At 71.8% G+C, this 17,784-nt stretch carries 15 protein-coding genes; 13 read left to right on the plus strand and 2 right to left on the minus strand.

Translation table 11 applies throughout. The features are described from left to right. The first annotated feature begins 72 nt into the window (after positions 1–72). Together H4W80_RS18705 and H4W80_RS18710 are read left to right on the plus strand one after the other, a co-directional pair. The gene (locus H4W80_RS18705; protein WP_192786273.1) at positions 73–909 is read left to right on the plus strand and encodes a TIGR03619 family F420-dependent LLM class oxidoreductase; all 837 of its coding nucleotides are present in this window, start codon (positions 73–75) and stop codon (positions 907–909) included. Positions 910–1,004: 95 nt separating this feature from the next. Beyond that, complete coding sequence (locus H4W80_RS18710) at positions 1,005–2,210, plus strand: aspartate aminotransferase type Ic (protein ID WP_192786274.1); 1,206 nt, start codon at positions 1,005–1,007, stop codon at positions 2,208–2,210. A gap of 1 nt (position 2,211) precedes the next feature. Here the strand turns inward: H4W80_RS18710 and H4W80_RS18715 are convergent, their stop codons facing one another. Beyond that, positions 2,212–2,781, minus strand: a complete 570-nt coding sequence (locus H4W80_RS18715; protein ID WP_192786275.1) for a hypothetical protein — start codon at positions 2,779–2,781, stop codon at positions 2,212–2,214. A gap of 100 nt (positions 2,782–2,881) precedes the next feature. Here H4W80_RS18715 and H4W80_RS18720 point away from each other — a divergent pair, with 100 nt between their 5' ends. The 7 genes from H4W80_RS18720 (at position 2,882) to H4W80_RS18750 (ending at position 13,729) form a co-directional block, all read left to right on the plus strand. Continuing rightward, complete coding sequence (locus H4W80_RS18720; RefSeq protein ID WP_318786933.1) at positions 2,882–4,243, plus strand: FAD-binding oxidoreductase; 1,362 nt, start codon at positions 2,882–2,884, stop codon at positions 4,241–4,243. A 205-nt stretch (positions 4,244–4,448) separates the two neighbouring features. Further along, a complete protein-coding gene (locus H4W80_RS60805; RefSeq protein ID WP_318786934.1) occupies positions 4,449–6,818 on the plus strand; it encodes a serine/threonine protein kinase in 2,370 nt (789 codons plus the stop codon). Positions 6,819–7,013: 195 nt separating this feature from the next. Next, positions 7,014–7,649 (plus strand): TetR/AcrR family transcriptional regulator, encoded by a 636-nt coding sequence (locus tag H4W80_RS18730; protein ID WP_225963526.1) that lies wholly within the window; start codon positions 7,014–7,016, stop codon positions 7,647–7,649. Between the two features lie 53 nt (positions 7,650–7,702). Further along, positions 7,703–9,235 carry an acyl-CoA carboxylase subunit beta gene (locus H4W80_RS18735; RefSeq protein WP_192793590.1) on the plus strand — a complete coding sequence of 511 codons (1,533 nt, stop codon included), beginning with the start codon at positions 7,703–7,705 and terminating at the stop codon, positions 9,233–9,235. Next, a complete protein-coding gene (locus H4W80_RS18740) occupies positions 9,232–11,106 on the plus strand; it encodes an ATP-binding protein (RefSeq protein ID WP_192786277.1) in 1,875 nt (624 codons plus the stop codon). Before H4W80_RS18735 ends, H4W80_RS18740 begins: the two co-directional genes overlap by 4 nt. Further along, positions 11,103–11,864 (plus strand): enoyl-CoA hydratase-related protein, encoded by a 762-nt coding sequence (locus H4W80_RS18745; RefSeq protein ID WP_192786278.1) that lies wholly within the window; start codon positions 11,103–11,105, stop codon positions 11,862–11,864. Before H4W80_RS18740 ends, H4W80_RS18745 begins: the two co-directional genes overlap by 4 nt. Continuing rightward, positions 11,861–13,729, plus strand: coding sequence for an acyclic terpene utilization AtuA family protein (locus H4W80_RS18750; protein WP_192786279.1), 1,869 nt, complete (start codon positions 11,861–11,863; stop codon positions 13,727–13,729). Before H4W80_RS18745 ends, H4W80_RS18750 begins: the two co-directional genes overlap by 4 nt. On the opposite strand, the gene H4W80_RS18755 is transcribed toward H4W80_RS18750, so the two are convergent. After that, positions 13,718–14,581, minus strand: a complete 864-nt coding sequence (locus tag H4W80_RS18755; RefSeq protein WP_192786280.1) for an ROK family protein — start codon at positions 14,579–14,581, stop codon at positions 13,718–13,720. The genes H4W80_RS18750 and H4W80_RS18755 overlap by 12 nt on opposite strands. A gap of 36 nt (positions 14,582–14,617) precedes the next feature. On the opposite strand from H4W80_RS18755, the gene H4W80_RS18760 reads away from it, so the two are divergent. From H4W80_RS18760 to H4W80_RS18775, 4 genes are all read left to right on the plus strand, one after another. After that, on the plus strand, positions 14,618–15,424 hold the full coding sequence (locus tag H4W80_RS18760) for a GNAT family N-acetyltransferase (RefSeq protein ID WP_192786281.1): 807 nt from the start codon (positions 14,618–14,620) through the stop codon (positions 15,422–15,424). 81 nt (positions 15,425–15,505) lie between these two features. Continuing rightward, positions 15,506–16,519 (plus strand): phosphotransferase family protein, encoded by a 1,014-nt coding sequence (locus H4W80_RS18765; RefSeq protein WP_192786282.1) that lies wholly within the window; start codon positions 15,506–15,508, stop codon positions 16,517–16,519. A 79-nt stretch (positions 16,520–16,598) separates the two neighbouring features. Beyond that, on the plus strand, positions 16,599–16,859 hold the full coding sequence (locus H4W80_RS18770) for a hypothetical protein (protein WP_192786283.1): 261 nt from the start codon (positions 16,599–16,601) through the stop codon (positions 16,857–16,859). Between the two features lie 57 nt (positions 16,860–16,916). Continuing rightward, a complete protein-coding gene (locus H4W80_RS18775; protein ID WP_192786284.1) occupies positions 16,917–17,768 on the plus strand; it encodes a helix-turn-helix domain-containing protein in 852 nt (283 codons plus the stop codon). Positions 17,769–17,784: the final 16 nt, after the last annotated feature.

Below are 17,784 nucleotides of genomic sequence, written 5' to 3' on the forward strand. Positions count from 1 at the left end.
CGGACATGCGACCCATGCGTGATCGTCGCTGGTGGATCGCCTGAATCCGGCCTAGCGTTCTCAGGCGTGCCCATGACGCTCGGATTTCACATGCCCAACGGCTACGCCGGCGCCGGCCGCCGCGGCGCCGCCAGGATCGCCGCGCTGGCGGAGGAGCTGGGCTACGACTCGCTGTGGACGGCCGACCACGTCGTCCTGCCCAGCCCGCGGGTCGAGCCCTCGCCGCTCGAACCCGGCGCCCCGCTGCTGGACGCCGTGGTCTCGCTGGCCTTCCTGGCCGCGCACACCGAGCGGATCCTGCTGGCCACCGGCTGCGTGGTGCTGCCCCAGCGCGACCCGCTGGTGCTGGCCAAGCAGCTGGCGAGCGTGGACGTGCTCAGCGGCGGGCGGCTGGTGTTCGGGGTCGTGGCCGGCTACCTGGAGCCGGAGCTGCGCGCGCTCGGCGTGCCCCTGGAGGGCCGCGGCGAGCGCACGGCCGAGTACCTGCGGGCGATGCGCGCGCTGTGGGAGCAGGACGCGCCCGCCTTCCACGGCCGGTACGTGTCCTTCGAGGGCGTTGACGCCCACCCCCGCCCGCTCCGGCGCGTGCCGGTCGTCATGGGCGGCCACACGCGCGCCGCGCACCGGCGGGCCGCCGAGCTGGCCGACGGCTGGTACGGCTGGATGCTGGGCCTGCGGGCGGCGGCGGCCCAGGTGGAGTCCGTACGCGCCGAGGCCGCGGCGGCGGGCACGACCCCGCACGTCTCGGTCACCCCGGCCCGCCCTCTCGACCCCGCGACCGTGCGCGCCTACGCGGAGGCGGGGGTGGACCGGCTCATCCTGGCCCACCGCCCCGGGCTGTCCCTGGCGGAGGTGGAGGACTTCCTGCGCCGCAACGCGCCCGGCCGCCTCCTCTCCCTCCTCGCCTGACGCGCCACATGTCCCACATTGCGGATATCCCCCGGCGCATCGGGTGAGGTCTTCTATCCTTCGTAACCGGACCCGACTTCGGAGGAGAAGATCTCGTGACTGCTCAGGCTGACTACGCCGCCCTCGTCCAGCGAGGGCTCTCGCTCGACCTCACCAGGGGCAAGCCGTCGCCGCGCCAGCTCGATCTCTCCAACGACCTGCTCAGGCTGCCCGCGTCCTACCGGGCGGCCGACGGCACCGACGGCCGCAACTACGGCAACCTCCAGGGCCTGGCCGAGCTGCGCGAGCTGTTCGCGCCGCTGGTCCAGGTGCCCGCCGGCCAGCTCGTCGTGGGCGGCAACTCCAGCCTGGCCCTGATGCACGACACGATCGTGCACGCGCTGCTGACCAAGGTGCCGGGCGCCGCGCGGCGGTGGGTGGAGGAGCCGGAGGTCACGTTCCTGTGCCCGGTCCCCGGGTACGACCGGCACTTCACGATCACCGAGCGGTTCGGGATCAAGATGGTGCCCGTCCCGATGAACGCCGAGGGCCCCGACATGGACGTGGTCGAGCGCCTGGTGGCCGCCGACGCGAGCGTCAAGGGCATCTGGTGCGTGCCGAAGTACAGCAACCCGTCCGGCGTCACCTACAGCGACGAGACGGTCCGCAGGCTGGCCGCCATGCCGGCCGCCGCGCCCGACTTCCGGATCTTCTGGGACAACGCGTACGCGGTGCACCACCTCACCGAGACCCCGGACGAGCTGGCCGACCTGCTGGCGCTCGCCGCCGAGCACGGCAACGCCGACCGCGTGTTCGTCTACGCCTCCACCTCCAAGGTGACGCTGGCGGGCTCGGGCGTGTCCTTCTTCGGCTCCTCGCCCGCCAACGTCGAGTGGTTCCTGCACAACACGGGCAAGCAGTCCATCGGTCCCGACAAGATCAACCAGCTCCGCCACGTCGAGTTCCTGGGCGACCCGGCGGGCGTGGCCGCGCACATGCGGCGGCACGCGGAGCTGATCGGGCCGAAGTTCGAGCTGGTCGACAAGGTGCTGACCGAGCGGCTCGGCGACCTCGGCAGCTGGACGAGCCCCGCGGGCGGCTACTTCATCAGCCTGGAGGTGCCGCACGCCGCCGAGGTGGTGGCCAGGGCCAAGGCCGCGGGCATCGCGCTGACGCCCGCGGGCGCGACGCACCCGTACGGCAAGGACGCCGCCGACCGCACGATCCGGATCGCCCCGACCTTCCCCGAGCTGGACGAGCTGGAGCAGGCCATCGAGGGCCTGGCCGTCTGCGTCCGCACGGTGGCGGAGGAGCTGGGCTGACCTAGCGGCCGTTCCTGAAGCCGAAGATGTACTCGCGCGTCTCGCTCGGATGGAACGAGACGCCGACCCCCGGCTCGAACACGACGTTGTCGCGCGCGCAGTAGGAGAGGCCCTCCCACACGGCCAGGGCCTTCTCCCTGGCCGGGGCCTCGATGGTGTCGCGCTTCCTGGCGCCGTACGAGCCGAGCACGTTCAGCAGCCCGAGCCCCCAGAACAGGCCGGTCAGGCAGAACGGGGCGAGCAGCACCTCGCCCCACTTGGGGTCCTGGCCCATGGCGATGACCAGCGACACGACCAGGTGCACCAGGGCCGCCAAGAGGAGCAGCAGATAGCCCTGGTTCCTGGCCCACGGGGTGTAGTGGCGGCTGGGGAACGACAGCCAGACCGCGAGCTGCGTACGGCTCATGACGTGCTTCGAGGCGCCCAGTGCCGCCGCCGTGGGCAGGTCGGCGACCTCGCGCGTCCCTGGCAGCCGCACCCTGCCGATCTTGTACGTGGTCCCGGCGGCCACCGCTCCAGGAACCGCGACGACCTGGTCGGTCTCCGAACACACCGGGCACCTGACTTCCACCTGGGCAGTTTGGCCTTAAGTAACGACCTGCGCAAACCGGGAGGCGGAGCGTGTCCGGCCGGCCCCACCGGCCGAGTGATATCCACCTAAAGTGCATGGTGTGAAGCCGATTGATGCTTTGGTGAGCTCTCTGCCCGAAGGCCGCGTCCTGACCGACCCGGATGTGATCGACTCCTACGCCCGCGACCGGACGTTCGTGGCGCCGGGCAAGCCGCTCGGCGTGGTGCTGGCCGCCTCGCGGGACGACGTGGTCACGACGATGAGGTGGGCCACCGAGCACCGGGTGCCCGTGGTGCCGCGGGGCGGCGGCTCTGGCCTGGCGGGCGCCGCCGTCGCCGGTGACGGCTCGATCGTGCTCTCGCTGGCCAGGATGAACGCGATCAGGGAGCTCTCCCCCGCCGACGAGATCGCCGTCGTCGAGCCCGGCGTCATCACCGCCGACCTGGACAGGGCCGCCAGGGAGCACGGGCTCATGTACGCGCCGGACCCCTCGTCGTACGAGATCTCCACGATCGGCGGCAATCTGGCCACCAACGCGGGCGGCCTGCGGTGCGTGAAGTACGGCGTGACCAGGGACTCGGCGCTCGGGCTGGAGGTCGTGCTGGCCGACGGGCGGGTGATCGACACCGGCCGGCGCACGATGAAGGGCGTCACGGGCTACGACCTGACCGGCCTGTTCGTCGGCTCCGAGGGCACGCTCGGCGTCATCACCGCGGCCACGGTCCGGCTCAGGCGGGCGCCCGCGGCGCCGCCGGCCACGTTCGCCGCGGAGTTCGGCTCGCTCCGGGACGCGGGCGCGGCGGTCTCGGCGATCATGGCGGCGGGCTGCCAGCCGTCCCTCATGGAGCTGATCGACCGCGCCTCGCTGGAGGCCCTCGACGACTGGCTCAACATCGGGCTCGAACCGGACACGCAGGCCACGCTGATCGGCCAGTCCGACGCCACCGACAGCCAGGCCGTGGTCGAGCGCATGGAGCGGCTGTGCCTGGAGAACGGCGCCTCGTTCGTGGCCGTCTCCTCGAGCCCGCAGGAGGCCGAGGAGCTGATCAGGCTGCGCCGGCTGGACTATCAGGCCAAGGAGCGGCTCGGGGCGTGCCTGGTGGAGGACGTGTGCGTGCCCCGGTCCCTGCTGCCCGACATGATCACGGCCATCGAGGAGACGTCCGCGCGGCACGGCGTGAAGATCCTCACGGTGGCGCACGCCGGCGACGGGAACCTGCACCCGGTCTTCATCTTCGACCGCGGCCTGCCGGAGCCGCCGGCGGAGGTGTGGGCGGCGGCGGACGAGGTGTTCACCCGCGCGCTGGAGCTCGGAGGCACGCTGACCGGGGAGCACGGGGTGGGCCTGCTGAAGCGGCGCTGGCTCGACCTGGAGTCGGGGCCGGTGGTCACCGAGGTCCAGCAGGGAATCAAGGCGGTCTTCGACCCCCTTGGCATCCTCAATCCGGGCAAGGCGATCTAGCTCTGGCCTGGGGAATCTCGGACTGTGGGCACCTTCACCAAGCCGTGACATTGGGGCCTGATGCCCGTCCGACCTGCGACGCAGGGCTGACGGTGGCCTGACTTTCCTCGTCAGAACATGAAAGTTCTGACAGGTCCGGCAGACGTCCCAAGCATCACGCTGGTAGCGTTTTGCCCCATCTAATGGGTTGTAATGGGGGTCCGACGTGAATCAGTTCCAGCCGTTGGCGGCGGACGATCCGCGGCGGCTGGGGGCGTATGAAATCGTCGCCCGGCTCGGCGAGGGCGGCCAGGGCGTTGTCTATCTGGGTGAGAGCGACTCCGGGGAGCAGGTGGCGGTCAAGCTGCTGCACCATGCCCTGGTGGCCGACGCCGACGCCAGGACGAGGTTCCTGCGCGAGGTGGCGGTGGCACAGCGGGTGGCCAGGTTCTGCACCGCTCCAGTGCTCCACGCCGACCTGGACGGCAGCCGCCCGTACATCGTGAGCGAGTACGTCCCGGGGCCGTCGCTGCGTGAGATGGTCATCAACGAGGGGCCGCGGCGGGGCGCGGCGCTCGAACGGCTCGCGATCAGCACGGCCACGGCGCTCGCGGCCATCCACCGCGCCGGCATCCTGCACCGCGACTTCAAGCCCGCCAACGTCCTGATGGGGCCCGAGGGTCCCGTCGTGATCGACTTCGGCATCGCCCGCGCCCTGGACTCGCCCGGCGCGACGGCCACGGGGATGGCCATGGGCACGCCCTCGTACCTGGCGCCCGAGCAGCTCAGCGGGGCGGCGGTGTCGGAGGCGGCCGACGTGTTCGCCTGGGGCGTCACGATGGTGTTCGCGGCGACGGGCAAGCCCGCCTTCGGCGCCGACTCCATTCCCGTCGTGATGAACCGGATCCTCAACGAGGAGCCGGAGCTCGGGCGGATGGAGGGCATGCTCGGGGAGCTGGTCGGCCTCTGCCTCTCGAAGGACCCTGCGCAGCGGCCCAGCGCGGACGAGCTCATCGTCCGCCTCACCGGCCAGCCGGCCCCGAAGTCCGCCATCGAGCCGGTGACGGGCCAGCAGCTCGTCGGCGGCGCCGCCGCCGCGGGCGTGGAGAGCGCCGCTCCTGCGGCGAAGGGCCAGGACGTCTACCCGGGCCCCTGGACCCAGCCCACCGGCCCCGTGGCCCCGCCGCAGACGGGCCCGTACGGCCGCCCCGCCGCGGCCGGCCCCCAGGCCGCGTCCGCCACGCCGGGCAACCAGCCCCAGGGCGGCCCCCAGCCGGGGACCCCTGGTATGCCCGGGACCCCTGGTATGCCGGGGACTCCTGGTGCGCCTCAGCCCGGAATGCCCGCCAGTCCCGCTGCCGGTCCCGCCGGCCCTGCTGCCGGCCCCGCCGGCCCCCAGTCCGGGATGCCCGCCGGGCCGGTCGGCTCCCAGCTCGGAATGCCCGGCAGCGCCACGCCAGGGGCACCCGCGCCGGCCAACGGCCCGCAGGCGGGAGCGCCCCACGGAGGCCCTCAGGCGCCGCACGTAGGACCTCAGAGCGGCCCTCAGGGCGCCCTGCAGGGTGCGGCCGCGGCCGGGATGCCGCCGCACGGTGCCGCCTCCGGCGTACCCCTGCACGGCCCCGGCACGCCTCAGGGCCAGCCGGCCTTCCAGGCGGGAACCCCGGGCGGACCGGGCCGTCCCGGAACGCAGGGCGGCCCCACCCGTCCCGGCGGCCCGTCGGGCCCTGGTGACGGCGCGCCCGCGAAGCAGCGCCGCACGCTGACACTCGCCCTGTCCGGAGCCGCGGCGGCCGCCCTCCTCGTGGTCGTCGGCGCCGTGGTGGTGCAGGCCAACACCAAAGAGGTCCCGGTGGTGGCCGTCGGCAACTCCTCCAACAAGACCAGCGGCGACGGCTCGGGCGGCGGCCAGCCCGTCGACCCGCCGCCCGGCGACCAGACCCCGCAGCCGCTGCCCACGGACACCTCGGTCTCGGTGCCCACGCTGAGCCTCGAACCGACGGAGTCCAAGAAGGCGAAGCACACCAAGCAGCCGGAACCCATCTCCCAGGTCCCGAACCCGGTCACCCAGGCACCCCAGCCCCAGACCACGACCAAGCGGCCGGAGCCCACCCCGACCCAGACCAAAAAGAAGAAGAAGTCTTCCAACACGGTCGACCCCATAGTGGAGCCGACGCTCAGTGACTCGACGGACCAGCCGGACACCGGCCCGTCGACGACCCTTCGCCCCTCGGGCAAGCCGTCCAAGACGACCGCTTCGGGCAAGCCGAACCCGTACCAGGCGACGAGCGTGTGCGGCGCCGGTTACAAGGTCGTCGACTCCCGCTCCATCGCCGGTGGCAACGCCACCGTGTATCTTCTGTACAACACCGGCGCGGGCAAGAACTGCGTGGTCACGATGGCGCGCCTGGTGTTCCCGCAAAAGGTGCAGATGAACGCGGTCCTCCAGGTGAAGGGCGGATCCAGCGGCAGCAACCCCGGCAGCTTCTCTGCCTACGCGGGGCCCGTCCGGCTGCCGGCGAAGCAGAAGTGCGTGATCTGGGGCGGCTCGTGGGGCGGCCAGGTGTGGAAGTCCGGCTGGAGCCACTGCACCTGACGAGCTCCCAGAACGACACGTGATTCCGTGAGCCGGTGCCCATGTCCAGGGCACCGGCTCACGTGTTGGCGCTCGCAATACGCGTCACCTCGGCGTCCCGAAGATCACCCGGTCCGGGCGGCCCTGTGCCTCTGCCTGCCCGCCGCGGCCCGGAACCTGATGACTGGAGCTCGCTGCTGCGTTAGCGTAGTTGACATGATCGTCAGGTCTTCGGTGCCGACGTCCAGGGGCAGGCGGACGCGGGCCGCGCTCCTGCAGGCTGGGCGGGAGGCGTTCGAGGAGCACGGCTACGACGCCGTGCGGATCGACGACGTGTGCGGGCGCGCCCAGGTGTCCCACGGCACGTTCTACACCTACTTCGGCTCCAAGGAAGCGCTGTTCGGCGAGGTCGCGGCGGCCGTGGTCGGGGAGATGTTCGCGGCCAGCGTCGTCGGCGCGGCGGCCCCGGACGATCCGTACGCCCGGATCGAGGCGGCCAACCGGCTCTACCTGCGGGCCTGGGCGGCGAACTCGCGGCTGGTGCGGATGGTGGAGCAGGCGGCCACGTCCGAGGAGAGGTTCGGGCGGTTGCTGCTCGAGCTGCGGGAGGTGTTCGTGCGGCGGGGCGCGGAGGGGCTGAAGCGGCTGCAGGAGCAGGGGCTGGCCGATCCGGAGCTGGATCCGCGGCTGACCGCCGTCATGCTGGGCGGGATGGTGGAGCACTTCGCCCACGTGTGGCTGGATCTCGGGGAACGGGCCGACGAGCAGGTGGCGGTCGATCACCTGACGCGGTTGTGGGCCAGGGCCATCGGGTTGACGGTGACGTCAGGTTCACGGAAGGAGGGTGCGTGATCAGGAGCAGGCTCGACACCGAGGGTGACGACTACCGCGGGCGCCGCGCGGCCATGCTCGCCAAGCTGCGCGAGCTGGACGCCGAGCACGCCAAGGCGGTGGCCGGGGGCGGCGAGAAGTACGTCGAACGGCACCGCAGGCGCGGCAAGCTCCTGGCCAGGGAGCGGATCGAGCTGCTGGTCGACCCCGACTCGCCCTTCCTGGAGCTGTCGCCGCTGGCCGCGTGGGGCAGCGAGTTCCCGGTCGGGGCCGGCATGGTGTCGGGGATCGGGGTGATCGAGGGCGTCGAGTGCGTGATCACCGCGAACGACCCCACGGTCCGCGGCGGCGCGTCGAACCCGTGGACGCTGAAGAAGTCCCTCCGCGCGGCCGACATCGCGCTGCGCAACAGGCTCCCGTACGTGAACCTGGTCGAGAGCGGCGGCGCGGATCTGCCGACGCAGAAGGAGATCTTCATCCCGGGCGGCCAGATATTTCGTGACCTGACACGGTTGTCGGCGACGGGCGTTCCGACCATCGCGTTGGTGTTCGGGAACTCCACGGCAGGCGGCGCGTACGTACCCGGCATGAGCGACTACGTGGTGATGGTGCGGGAACGAGCGAAAGTGTTCCTGGGCGGCCCGCCCCTCGTGAAGATGGCCACCGGGGAGGAGTCGGACGACGAGTCCCTGGGCGGGGCCGAGATGCACGCCAGGACCAGCGGCCTCGCCGACTACCTCGCCCAGGACGAGCACGACGCGCTGCGGATCGGGCGGCGGATCGTCCGTTCCCTCGGCTGGCGCAAACAGGGCATGAGCCCGCAGGCGGCGCGCGAGCCCGGATATCCGGCCGAGGAGCTGCTGGGGATCGTCCCCGAGGACCTGAAGGTGCCGTTCGACCCCCGCGAGGTGATCGCGCGGGTGGTGGACGGGAGCGAGTTCGAGGAGTTCAAGCCGCTGTACGGCGCCTCCCTCGTGACCGGCTGGGCGCGCATCCACGGCTACCCGGTGGGCGTGCTGGCCAACGCGCGCGGCGTGCTGTTCAGCGAGGAGTCGCAGAAGGCCACCCAGTTCATCCAGCTCGCCAACCAGTCGCGCACTCCGCTCCTGTTCCTCCAGAACACGACCGGTTACATGGTCGGCAAGGACTACGAGCAGGGCGGCATCATCAAGCACGGCGCCATGATGATCAACGCGGTGTCCAACTCGACCGTCCCCCACCTCACCGTCGTCATGGGCGCCTCGTACGGGGCGGGCAACTACGGCATGTGCGGGCGCGCGTACGAGCCCCGCTTCCTGTTCAGCTGGCCGAGCGCCAAGTCGGCGGTGATGGGCCCGGCGCAGCTGGCCGGGGTGCTGTCCATCGTGGGCCGCGCGTCCGCGCAGGCCAAGGGGCAGGTGTACGACGAGGAGGCCGACGCGGCGATGCGCGCGATGGTGGAGGCCCAGATCGAGGCGGAGTCGCTGCCGTTCTTCCTGTCGGGCCGCCTGTACGACGACGGGGTCATCGACCCGCGTGACACCCGTACCGTCCTGGGCCTGTGCCTGTCGGCCGTCAACAGCGCGCCGGTGCCCGAACCGGCGGGATTCGGGGTGTTCCGGCCATGATCACCCGCCTGCTCGTCGCGAACCGGGGCGAGATCGCCCGCCGCGTCTTCCGCACCTGCGCCTCGCTCGGCATCTCGACGGTCGCCGTCTTCTCCGACCCCGACGCGGACGCGCCGCACGTGGCCGAGGCCGACCTGGCCGTACGGCTGCGGGGCGCCCGCCCGTCCGACACGTACCTGGACATCGGCCGCGTCCTGGACGCCTGCCGCGCGTCCGGCGCGGATGCCGTGCATCCCGGATACGGCTTCCTGTCCGAGAACGCGGAGTTCGCGCGGGCCGTGCTGGACGCCGGGCTGGTGTGGGTGGGGCCGCCGCCCGAGGCCATCGCGGCCATGGGGTCCAAGGTCGAGGCGAAGCGGCTGATGGCGGAGGCCGGGGTGCCCGTGCTCCCCTCGCTCGACCCGGAGGCGCCCGGGGAGTTCCCGGTGCTGGTCAAGGCGTCGGCCGGTGGGGGCGGGCGCGGCATGCGGATCGTCCGCGAGGCCGGGGACCTGGCGCGGGAGGTCGAGTCGGCGCGGCGCGAGTCGGCGGCGGCGTTCGGCGACGGAACCGTGTTCGTGGAGCCGCTGCTGGAGAACGCCCGGCATGTCGAGGTGCAGGTGCTGGCCGACCGGCACGGCACGGTGTGGACGCTGGGCGAGCGCGAGTGCAGCGTGCAGCGGCGGCACCAGAAGGTGGTCGAGGAGTGCCCGTCGCCGGGGATCTCGGCCGAGCTGCGGGAGCGGCTGTGCGGGGCGGCGGTCAGGGCCGCGCGGAAGATCGGCTATGTCGGGGCCGGGACCGTGGAGTTCCTGGTCAAGGGGGATCGGGTGGCGTTCCTGGAGATGAACACCCGGCTCCAGGTCGAGCACCCGGTCACCGAGCTGGTCTACGGGGTCGATCTGGTGCGGCTGCAGCTCGAGGTGGCCGAGGGGGCCGCCCTGCCGGTGACGCCGCCCGAGCCTGCCGGGCATGCCGTGGAGGTGCGGCTTTATGCGGAGGACGGGGACTATCTGCCGCAGAGCGGGGTGTTGCGGCGGTTCGAGGTCTCCGGCGAGGTGCGGGTGGATTCGGGGGTGGAGTCCGGGTCGGTGATCTCGCCGTACTACGACCCGATGCTGGCGAAGGTGATCGGGTACGGGCGGGTACGGGCGGAGGCGGTGCGGAAGCTGGTCACGGCGCTCCGGCGGGCGAAGCTCCACGGGGTGACGACAAATCGGGATTTACTGGTAAAAATCCTGACAAATCCGGCTTTTGGGGCGGGCGACACCCACACCGGCTTCCTCGCCCCCGACGGCCCTCTTGACCGCAGCTCCCCGGACGAGCCTGGCGAGCTCCCGATGCTGGCCGCCGCCCTCGCCATGGCCGCCGGCAACCGCCGCCGGGCGACGGTGCTGGCGGGCCTCCCGAGCGGCTGGCGCAACGTGCGCTCCCAGCCCCGCCGGGCCCGCTTCGAGGAGGCCGAGGTCTGCTACGACCCGCTCCCCCAGGGCGTCACCGTGATCAGCGCGGAGCCGTACGAGGTGGTCCTGGAACGCGACGGCGTCCGGCACACCTTCGAGGTGGCCCGCTACGACGAGGACGGCAAGATCTACGTCGACCACGTCGGCGGGTGCGCCGAGCTGACCCCGCTCCCCCGCCTCCCCGAGCCGGTCGAGCACGTCGCGCCCGGCTCCCTGCTGGCCCCCATGCCGGGCAGCGTGCTGCGGGTCGAGGTGGAGCCCGGCGACCGGGTGACGAAGGGGCAGCCGGTGCTGGTGCTGGAGGCGATGAAGATGGAGCATCGGATCGTGGCGCCGTCCGACGGCGTGGTGGCGGACGTACCCGTCGAAAAGGGCCGGCAGGTCGAAGCGGGCGCGGTGCTGGCGATCATCCAGGAGGAGACCTCATGACGAGCCTGGTGCACGAGGACCTGGCGGCGGGCGTCGCGACCGTCACGCTGGACTCGCCGCCCAACCGCAACGCCCTGTCCATACGGCTTCTCGCTGACCTGTCCGACCGGCTCCACCGGGCGCTGGCCGAGCCGGAGGTCAGGGTGATCGTGCTGACCGGCACCGGCAACGTGTTCTGCTCGGGCGCCGACCTCAAGGAGCAGAAGGCCTCGGGCGCGGCGGTGACGGCGTCGTTCCCCGACGTCCTCAAGTTGATCTGGGAGAGCCCCAAGCCGGTCATCTGCCGCCTGAACGGCACGGCGCGGGCGGGCGGCCTGGGCCTGGTGGCGGCGTGCGACTTCGCGATCGCGCCGCTGACGGCGTCCTTCGCCTTCTCCGAGGTACGGCTCGGCGTCGTACCCGCCATGATCTCGGTGCCGGTGCTGCGCCGGGTCGAGCCCCGGGCGGCGGCCGAGTACTTCCTGACCGGCGAGGTGTTCGACGCGGCACGGGCGGCGGAGATCGGGCTGCTCACGCGGGCCGTCCCGGAGGACGAGCTGGACGCGACGGTCGCGCACTACGCCGAACTGCTGATCAAGGGCGGCCCCGAGGCGCTGGCCGTCACGAAGCGGATGGTGCGGGAGGTGCCCGCGCTGTCGTTCGAGGAGGGGCTGCGGCGGATGACCGAGCTGTCGGCCGAGCGCTTCACCTCGGAGGAGGGGCAGGAGGGCATCGCGGCGTTCAGGGAGAAGCGGCCGCCCAAGTGGGCCGCCCGATGACGCTGCGGATCGCGAACTGCAGCGGCTTCTACGGCGACCGCCTCTCCGCCGCCAGGGAGATGGTCGAGGGCGGGCCGATCGACGTGCTCACCGGCGACTGGCTGGCCGAGCTGACCATGCTCATCCTCGCCGGGAACCGCCTCAAGGGCCGCCCCGGCTACGCGCCGACGTTCCTCCGGCAGTTGGAGGACGTCCTGGGCCCTTGCCTCGATAAATCCATCAAAATCGTGACTAACGCCGGCGGCCTGGACCCGGCCGGCTGCGCGGAGGCGGTTCACGACCTGGCCACCCGCCTCGGCCTGTCCCCCACGATCGCCCACATCACGGGCGACGACCTCACCGGCCGCCCGCTGGACCTGACCAACGCCGACACCGGCGAACCCCTCACCGCGACCCCCCTGACCGCGAACGCCTATCTCGGCGGCCGCCCCATCGCCACCGCCCTCGCGGCGGGCGCGGACGTGGTGGTGACCGGCCGCGTGACGGACGCCGCCCTGGTGACCGGCCCCGGCATCTGGCGGTACGGGTGGGGGCCCGGCGACCTGGACCAGCTCGCGGGCTCGGTGGTCGCGGGACACGTCATCGAGTGCGGCTGCCAGGCGACCGGCGGCAACTACGCGTTCTTCCAGGACGTACCGGACCTGGCGCACTGCGGCTTCCCCATCGCCGAGCTGAACGCGGACGGCTCCGCCGTGATCACCAAGCACCCCGGCACCGGCGGGCTGGTCTCGGTCGGCACGGTCACGGCGCAGCTCGTGTACGAGCTCGGGGGCCCGCGCTACCTGGGACCCGACGTGGTGGCCCGCTTCGACACGATCACCCTCACGGACGACGGCCCCGACCGCGTCCTGATCTCGGGCGTCCGGGGCGAGCCGCCGCCCGGCACCCTCAAGGTGGCCGTCAACTACCTGGCGGGCTACCGCAACACGATGACCCTGGTGCTGACGGGCCTGGACGTGGAGGCCAAGGCCCGGGCCGCCCAGGACGCCCTCTGGGCCCGCGTGCCCCGTGACTCGTTCGACCGGGTGGACGTGGAGCTGACGGACACGGGCCTGCTGCGGATCACCGTCATGGACGCCGACGAACGCCGGGCGGGACGCGCGTTCTCCTCCGCCGTGGTGGAGACGGGGCTCGCCAGCTATCCGGGCTTCTACGCCCTCACCCCACCGGGCAACGCCACGCCGTACGGGGTCTACTGGCCCGTCCTCGTCCCCGCCTCGGAGGTCCACCCCCGGGTCTTCCTCAACGGCAACGAACTCCCACCCACCGCCCCCGGTACACCGGGCCCACCGCACACGGCGAATGCCACCGCACGGGCTTCCGGGGCGACGGAGACGGCGAGCACGACGGATGCGGCCGGCCGGAGGGAGACGGCGGGCGCAGCGGAGGCGGCGGAGGCGGCAGGCGACGTAGCCGAAGCCGCCACCCCGCACCCCGCGCCGGCCCTCCTCTCAGCGCCGGGTCGGCGAGAAGCGGCACGGCGCGACCCGGCACCTGCGAACGGCGACCAAGAGGCGTCGGTGGTCGAGACTCAGGTGCGGGTGCCGTTGGGGTGGATTGCCGGGGCGCGATCCGGGGACAAGGGCGGGAACGCGAACCTGGGCGTCTGGACCGACACCCAGGAACGGTACGCCTGGCTGGCCGCCCACCTCACCCCCGACACCCTCAAACGCCTCCTCCCAGCCCTCGCCCCCCACCGCGTCGACCGCCACGAGCTCCCCAACCTCAAGGCGCTCAACTTCGTCATCCACGGCCTCCTCGGCAGGGGCGTGGCGGCGAGCCCCAGGATGGACCCGCAGGCGAAGGCCTTGGGCGAGGAGCTGCGGGCGAAGGAGGTGGACATCCCCCCGCACCTACGAAACTGACCGCCAGCCCAGCAGCCCCGCCCCGAGCAGCCCGGCGCGCACGCCGAGGGACGACGCCACCACCTCCGGTGCCCGCCGGAAGGCCAGCAGTCCCGCCAACCGCTCCCGCAGCGGCACCAGCAGCGCGTCCCCCGCCAGCGAGACCCCGCCCCCGATGACGATGCGCGCCGGGTCGAGCAGCAGGGTGTACGTGGCCAGCGCCAGGGCGAGCGTGTCCACGGCCGAGGACCACACCTCCGCCGCCCGCTCGTCCCCCTCGGTGGCCAGGCGCACCACGTCCGCGGAGGTGCCCGAGCCGTAGCGGGCCGCGATGGCCCCGCCCGACGCGTACGCGGCCAGGCATCCCCGCTGCCCGCACCCGCAGGCCAGCCCGTCGGGCCGGACCGGGATGTGACCGATCTGCCCGGCGAAGCCTTCAGCTCCCCCGTACAGCGAGCCCGACAGGACGACCGCGCCCGCGATACCCGTACCGATAGGGAGGAACAGGACGTCGTCCCCGCCCGCCCCATAGGCCAGCTCGGCCTCCCCCGCCGAGCGGACGTCGTGCCCGAGCGCCACCGGCAGGTCCACGTCCGCGAACGACGAGACGGGCACGTCCCGCCACCCGAAGGCCGCCGAGTAGACGGCGTGGGTGGGCGTGACCAGTCCCGGCACCGCCAGTCCCACGGCGAGCGGGCGGCGTCCGGCGCGGGGCCGGGCCAGGTCGGCGACGAAGGCGGAGATGGCCGCGATCACCTGGCCGGCACCGCGAGGCGTTACACGTCGCTCGAAATGCAGAATTGTCCCGTCTCGGGCGACAAATCCGCCTTTGAAGGTGGTGCCGCCGACATCGACGGCAACGACATAATCCATCGTGCCATCGTCCCCCAGGGTGCCATCATGGCCGTCATGACCATCCGCCGCCTCACCCAAGAGGACCTTGACGACTGCACCCGCCTGGCCAAGGATCGCGGCTGGCTTCCCGAACGCCACAAGTGGAGCCTCCTGCTCGAGGTCGGCGAGGCGTACGGCATCGACGCCCCCGACGGCGACGGCCTGGCCGGCACGAACATCCTGACCCGCTACGGCGACGACCACGCCGCGATCAGCATGGTCCTCACCGCGTCCAGGTACGCCAGGCAGGGGCTGGCCCGCCGGCTCATGGAGCACGTGCTGGAGCGGGCCGGCAGCCGTACCGTCTCCCTCTTCGCCACCGACTACGGCCGCCCCCTGTACGAGCAGATGGGATTCCGGGCCGTCGGCGGGGTCGTCAAGCACACGGGGGTGTTCGCGGGCGAGCCGTCGGGCCGGACCCGCCCGGCCACGGAGGCCGACCTGGACGAGATCGTGGAGCTGGACGCGGAGCTGTTCGGGACGGACAGGTCGGCGTTGCTGCGGCGGATGTTCGGCTTCGGCGAGCGGGTACGGATCGCGGACGGCGGCTTCGGCCACTGCTGGCGCAACGACGACAACACCGTGATCGGCCCGGTCGTGGCGCGGGACGAGGCGACCGCCCGGGCGCTGATCGCGGACCTGGCGCTGGACGTGGGCGGCGAGGTGCGGATGGACCTGGACGAGGAGATGGACGGCCTGGTCGCGTGGGCGGTCGCGCACGGCATGGGCAACCCGTGGCGGAGCGCGAGGATGGTGCACAGGGGTGACCTGCCGGGCGAGCGCGCCTGCCAGTTCCTGCCGTTCATGCAGGCACTGGGCTGACCGCCCGGCACCGGGTTGACCGGGTGCAGGGCGCTCTCGTAGGGTCGGGCGACCAGAATATGATTCTGCCGAAGGGCGATCATGACCTCCACCCACATCGACGTCAGCGCCATCGACCTCGCCGCGCTCGGCACGTGGATGGACGCCCAGGGCCTGCCCGCCGGCCCGATCACGGGCGTCGCGCCGGTCCTGGGCGGCACGCAGAACGTCATGGTCCGCTTCGAGCGCGGCGGCCGCCCGTACATCCTGCGCCGGCCTCCCCTGCACGCCCGCAGCAGGAGCAACGAGGTGCTGCGCCGCGAGGCGCGGGTGCTGGCGGCGCTGCGCGGCACGCCCGTGCCCGCGCCCAGGCTGGTGGCCGCGCAGACCGAGCGGGAGCCGGTGTTCTACCTGATGGAGCCGGTCGACGGGTTCAACCCTTCGACGGGCCTGCCGGAGCCGCACGCCTCCGACGCCGCGATCAGGCACCGCATGGGGCTGGAGGCCGCGGCCGCGCTGGCCGAGCTGGGGCGGGTCGATCCGGGGGTGCTGCCGGGGTTCGGCAGGCCGGAGGGGTTCCTGGAGCGGCAGGTGCCGCGCTGGCTCAAGGAGCTCGACTCGTACGGCGAGCTGGACGGCTATCCGGGCCCCGACATTCCGGGTCTGGCCGAGACGGCCGACTGGCTGTCGCGCAACCTGCCCCGGACGTTCACCCCGGGGATCATGCACGGCGACTACCACTTCGCGAACCTGATGTTCGCCTGCGACGGCCCCCGCGTGGCCGCGATCGTGGACTGGGAGATGAGCACGATCGGCGACCCGCTGCTCGATCTCGGCTGGCTGCTGGCCACCTGGCCCAGCAACAACGGCCACGTTCCCGGGCTGCCGGAGCCGCGCGAGCTCATCGAGTACTACGCGGCGCTGTCGGAGCGCGACCTGTCGGCCGTCGGCTGGTACGCGGTGATGGCCTGCTTCAAGCTCGGGATCGTCCTGGAGGGCTCGCACGCGCGGGCGTTCGCGGGAAAGGCCCCAAAGGACATAGGGGACGTACTACACGAAACCACCCTGCAACTGTTTGAACGGGCACATCAGTTTATGGATGGCGTTCTCGGCTGATTTCCGGAAAAAGATCGCTTTTCAATCCCCGAGTCGTACAATTGCGCGCAATTGCACCTGTTATCGGGGAAGGATCGTCATGCGCATGCGGTTCCTCGGCTCCACCTCGGAGGCGGGCGCCTGTCCCACCCTGTACGAGACCGACCGCGGCACCATCGTCGTGCAAGGTCTGCAAGTCACCGACGCGGAGGCGCTCGCGGACCTCCGCGACGTGCTCGACGGCGAGACCGCGGTCGAGGTTCCGCGCGAGCTCATCACCGAAATCGCCCGCCGGGTCCTCCTCGACGGCCCGGCAACCGCTTTCCCGACCAGCGGAGGAACACCCTCGGCAACCTCCTGATCACAATTGCGAGTGACACTGGCATGATCCACGCAAGCAGGGCTAACCTCTTGCGGCGTGACGTCGTTTCAGCAGGCGCGCATCGACCTCGGCGGCCAGTTACGACAGCTGCGCGAGGCCGCGCACCTGTCGGGCAAGGAGCTGGCCCAGCGGCTGGGCTGGCAGCCGTCCAAGGTCTCCCGCCTGGAGAACGCCCGGCAGACCGCCACGGAGGATGACGTGGTCGTGTGGGCGCAGGCCGTACGCGCCTCGCCCGACACGACCGACGAGCTCATCAGGCAGGCCATCGCGCTGCTCGAACGGCACGACGACTGGAAGCAGCGCCACCGCAGCGGCCTGGCCGCCCTCCAGGAGGACATCCGCGACCTGGAGGCGCGCACGAAGCTCTTCCGGGTGTTCGAGCCCGGCATCATCGTGGGCCTGCTGCAGACCTCCGAATACGCCAGGCACGTCTTCCGCAAGGTCAAGCGCCTCTACAGCGCGGCCGACCAGATCGACGCGGCGGTGCGGGTGCGGATGCAGCGCCAGGAGATCCTGTACGACCGGACGCGCACGTTCAGGTTCGTGGTGACGGAGGCGGCACTGCGCACCGCCCTCGCCCCACCCGAGGTGATGCGCGGCCAGCTCGACCGATTACTCGCCGTCAGCACACTGCCGAACGTCGAGTTCGGCGTGATCCCGTTCAGCACGGAGCTGCCGTCGAGCCCGATCAACGGCTTCTGGATCTACAACGAGGCCATGGTCGGGGTGGAAACCATGACAAAGGACCTGATCCTTCGCGATCCCGATGACATCGGCTTCTACGTCCGGGCCTTCGATGACTATGCGAAGGTGGCGGAGTTCGACGAACCCGGGCGGGAGGTCATCATCGGAATTCTTCACGATTACCGCAAACAAACATCACATTAACCGCAGCAATTGCTTG

Origin of the sequence: Nonomuraea angiospora (genome assembly GCF_014873145.1) — a bacterium.
In the GTDB taxonomy this organism is placed as follows: Bacteria; Actinomycetota; Actinomycetes; order Streptosporangiales; family Streptosporangiaceae; genus Nonomuraea; species Nonomuraea angiospora.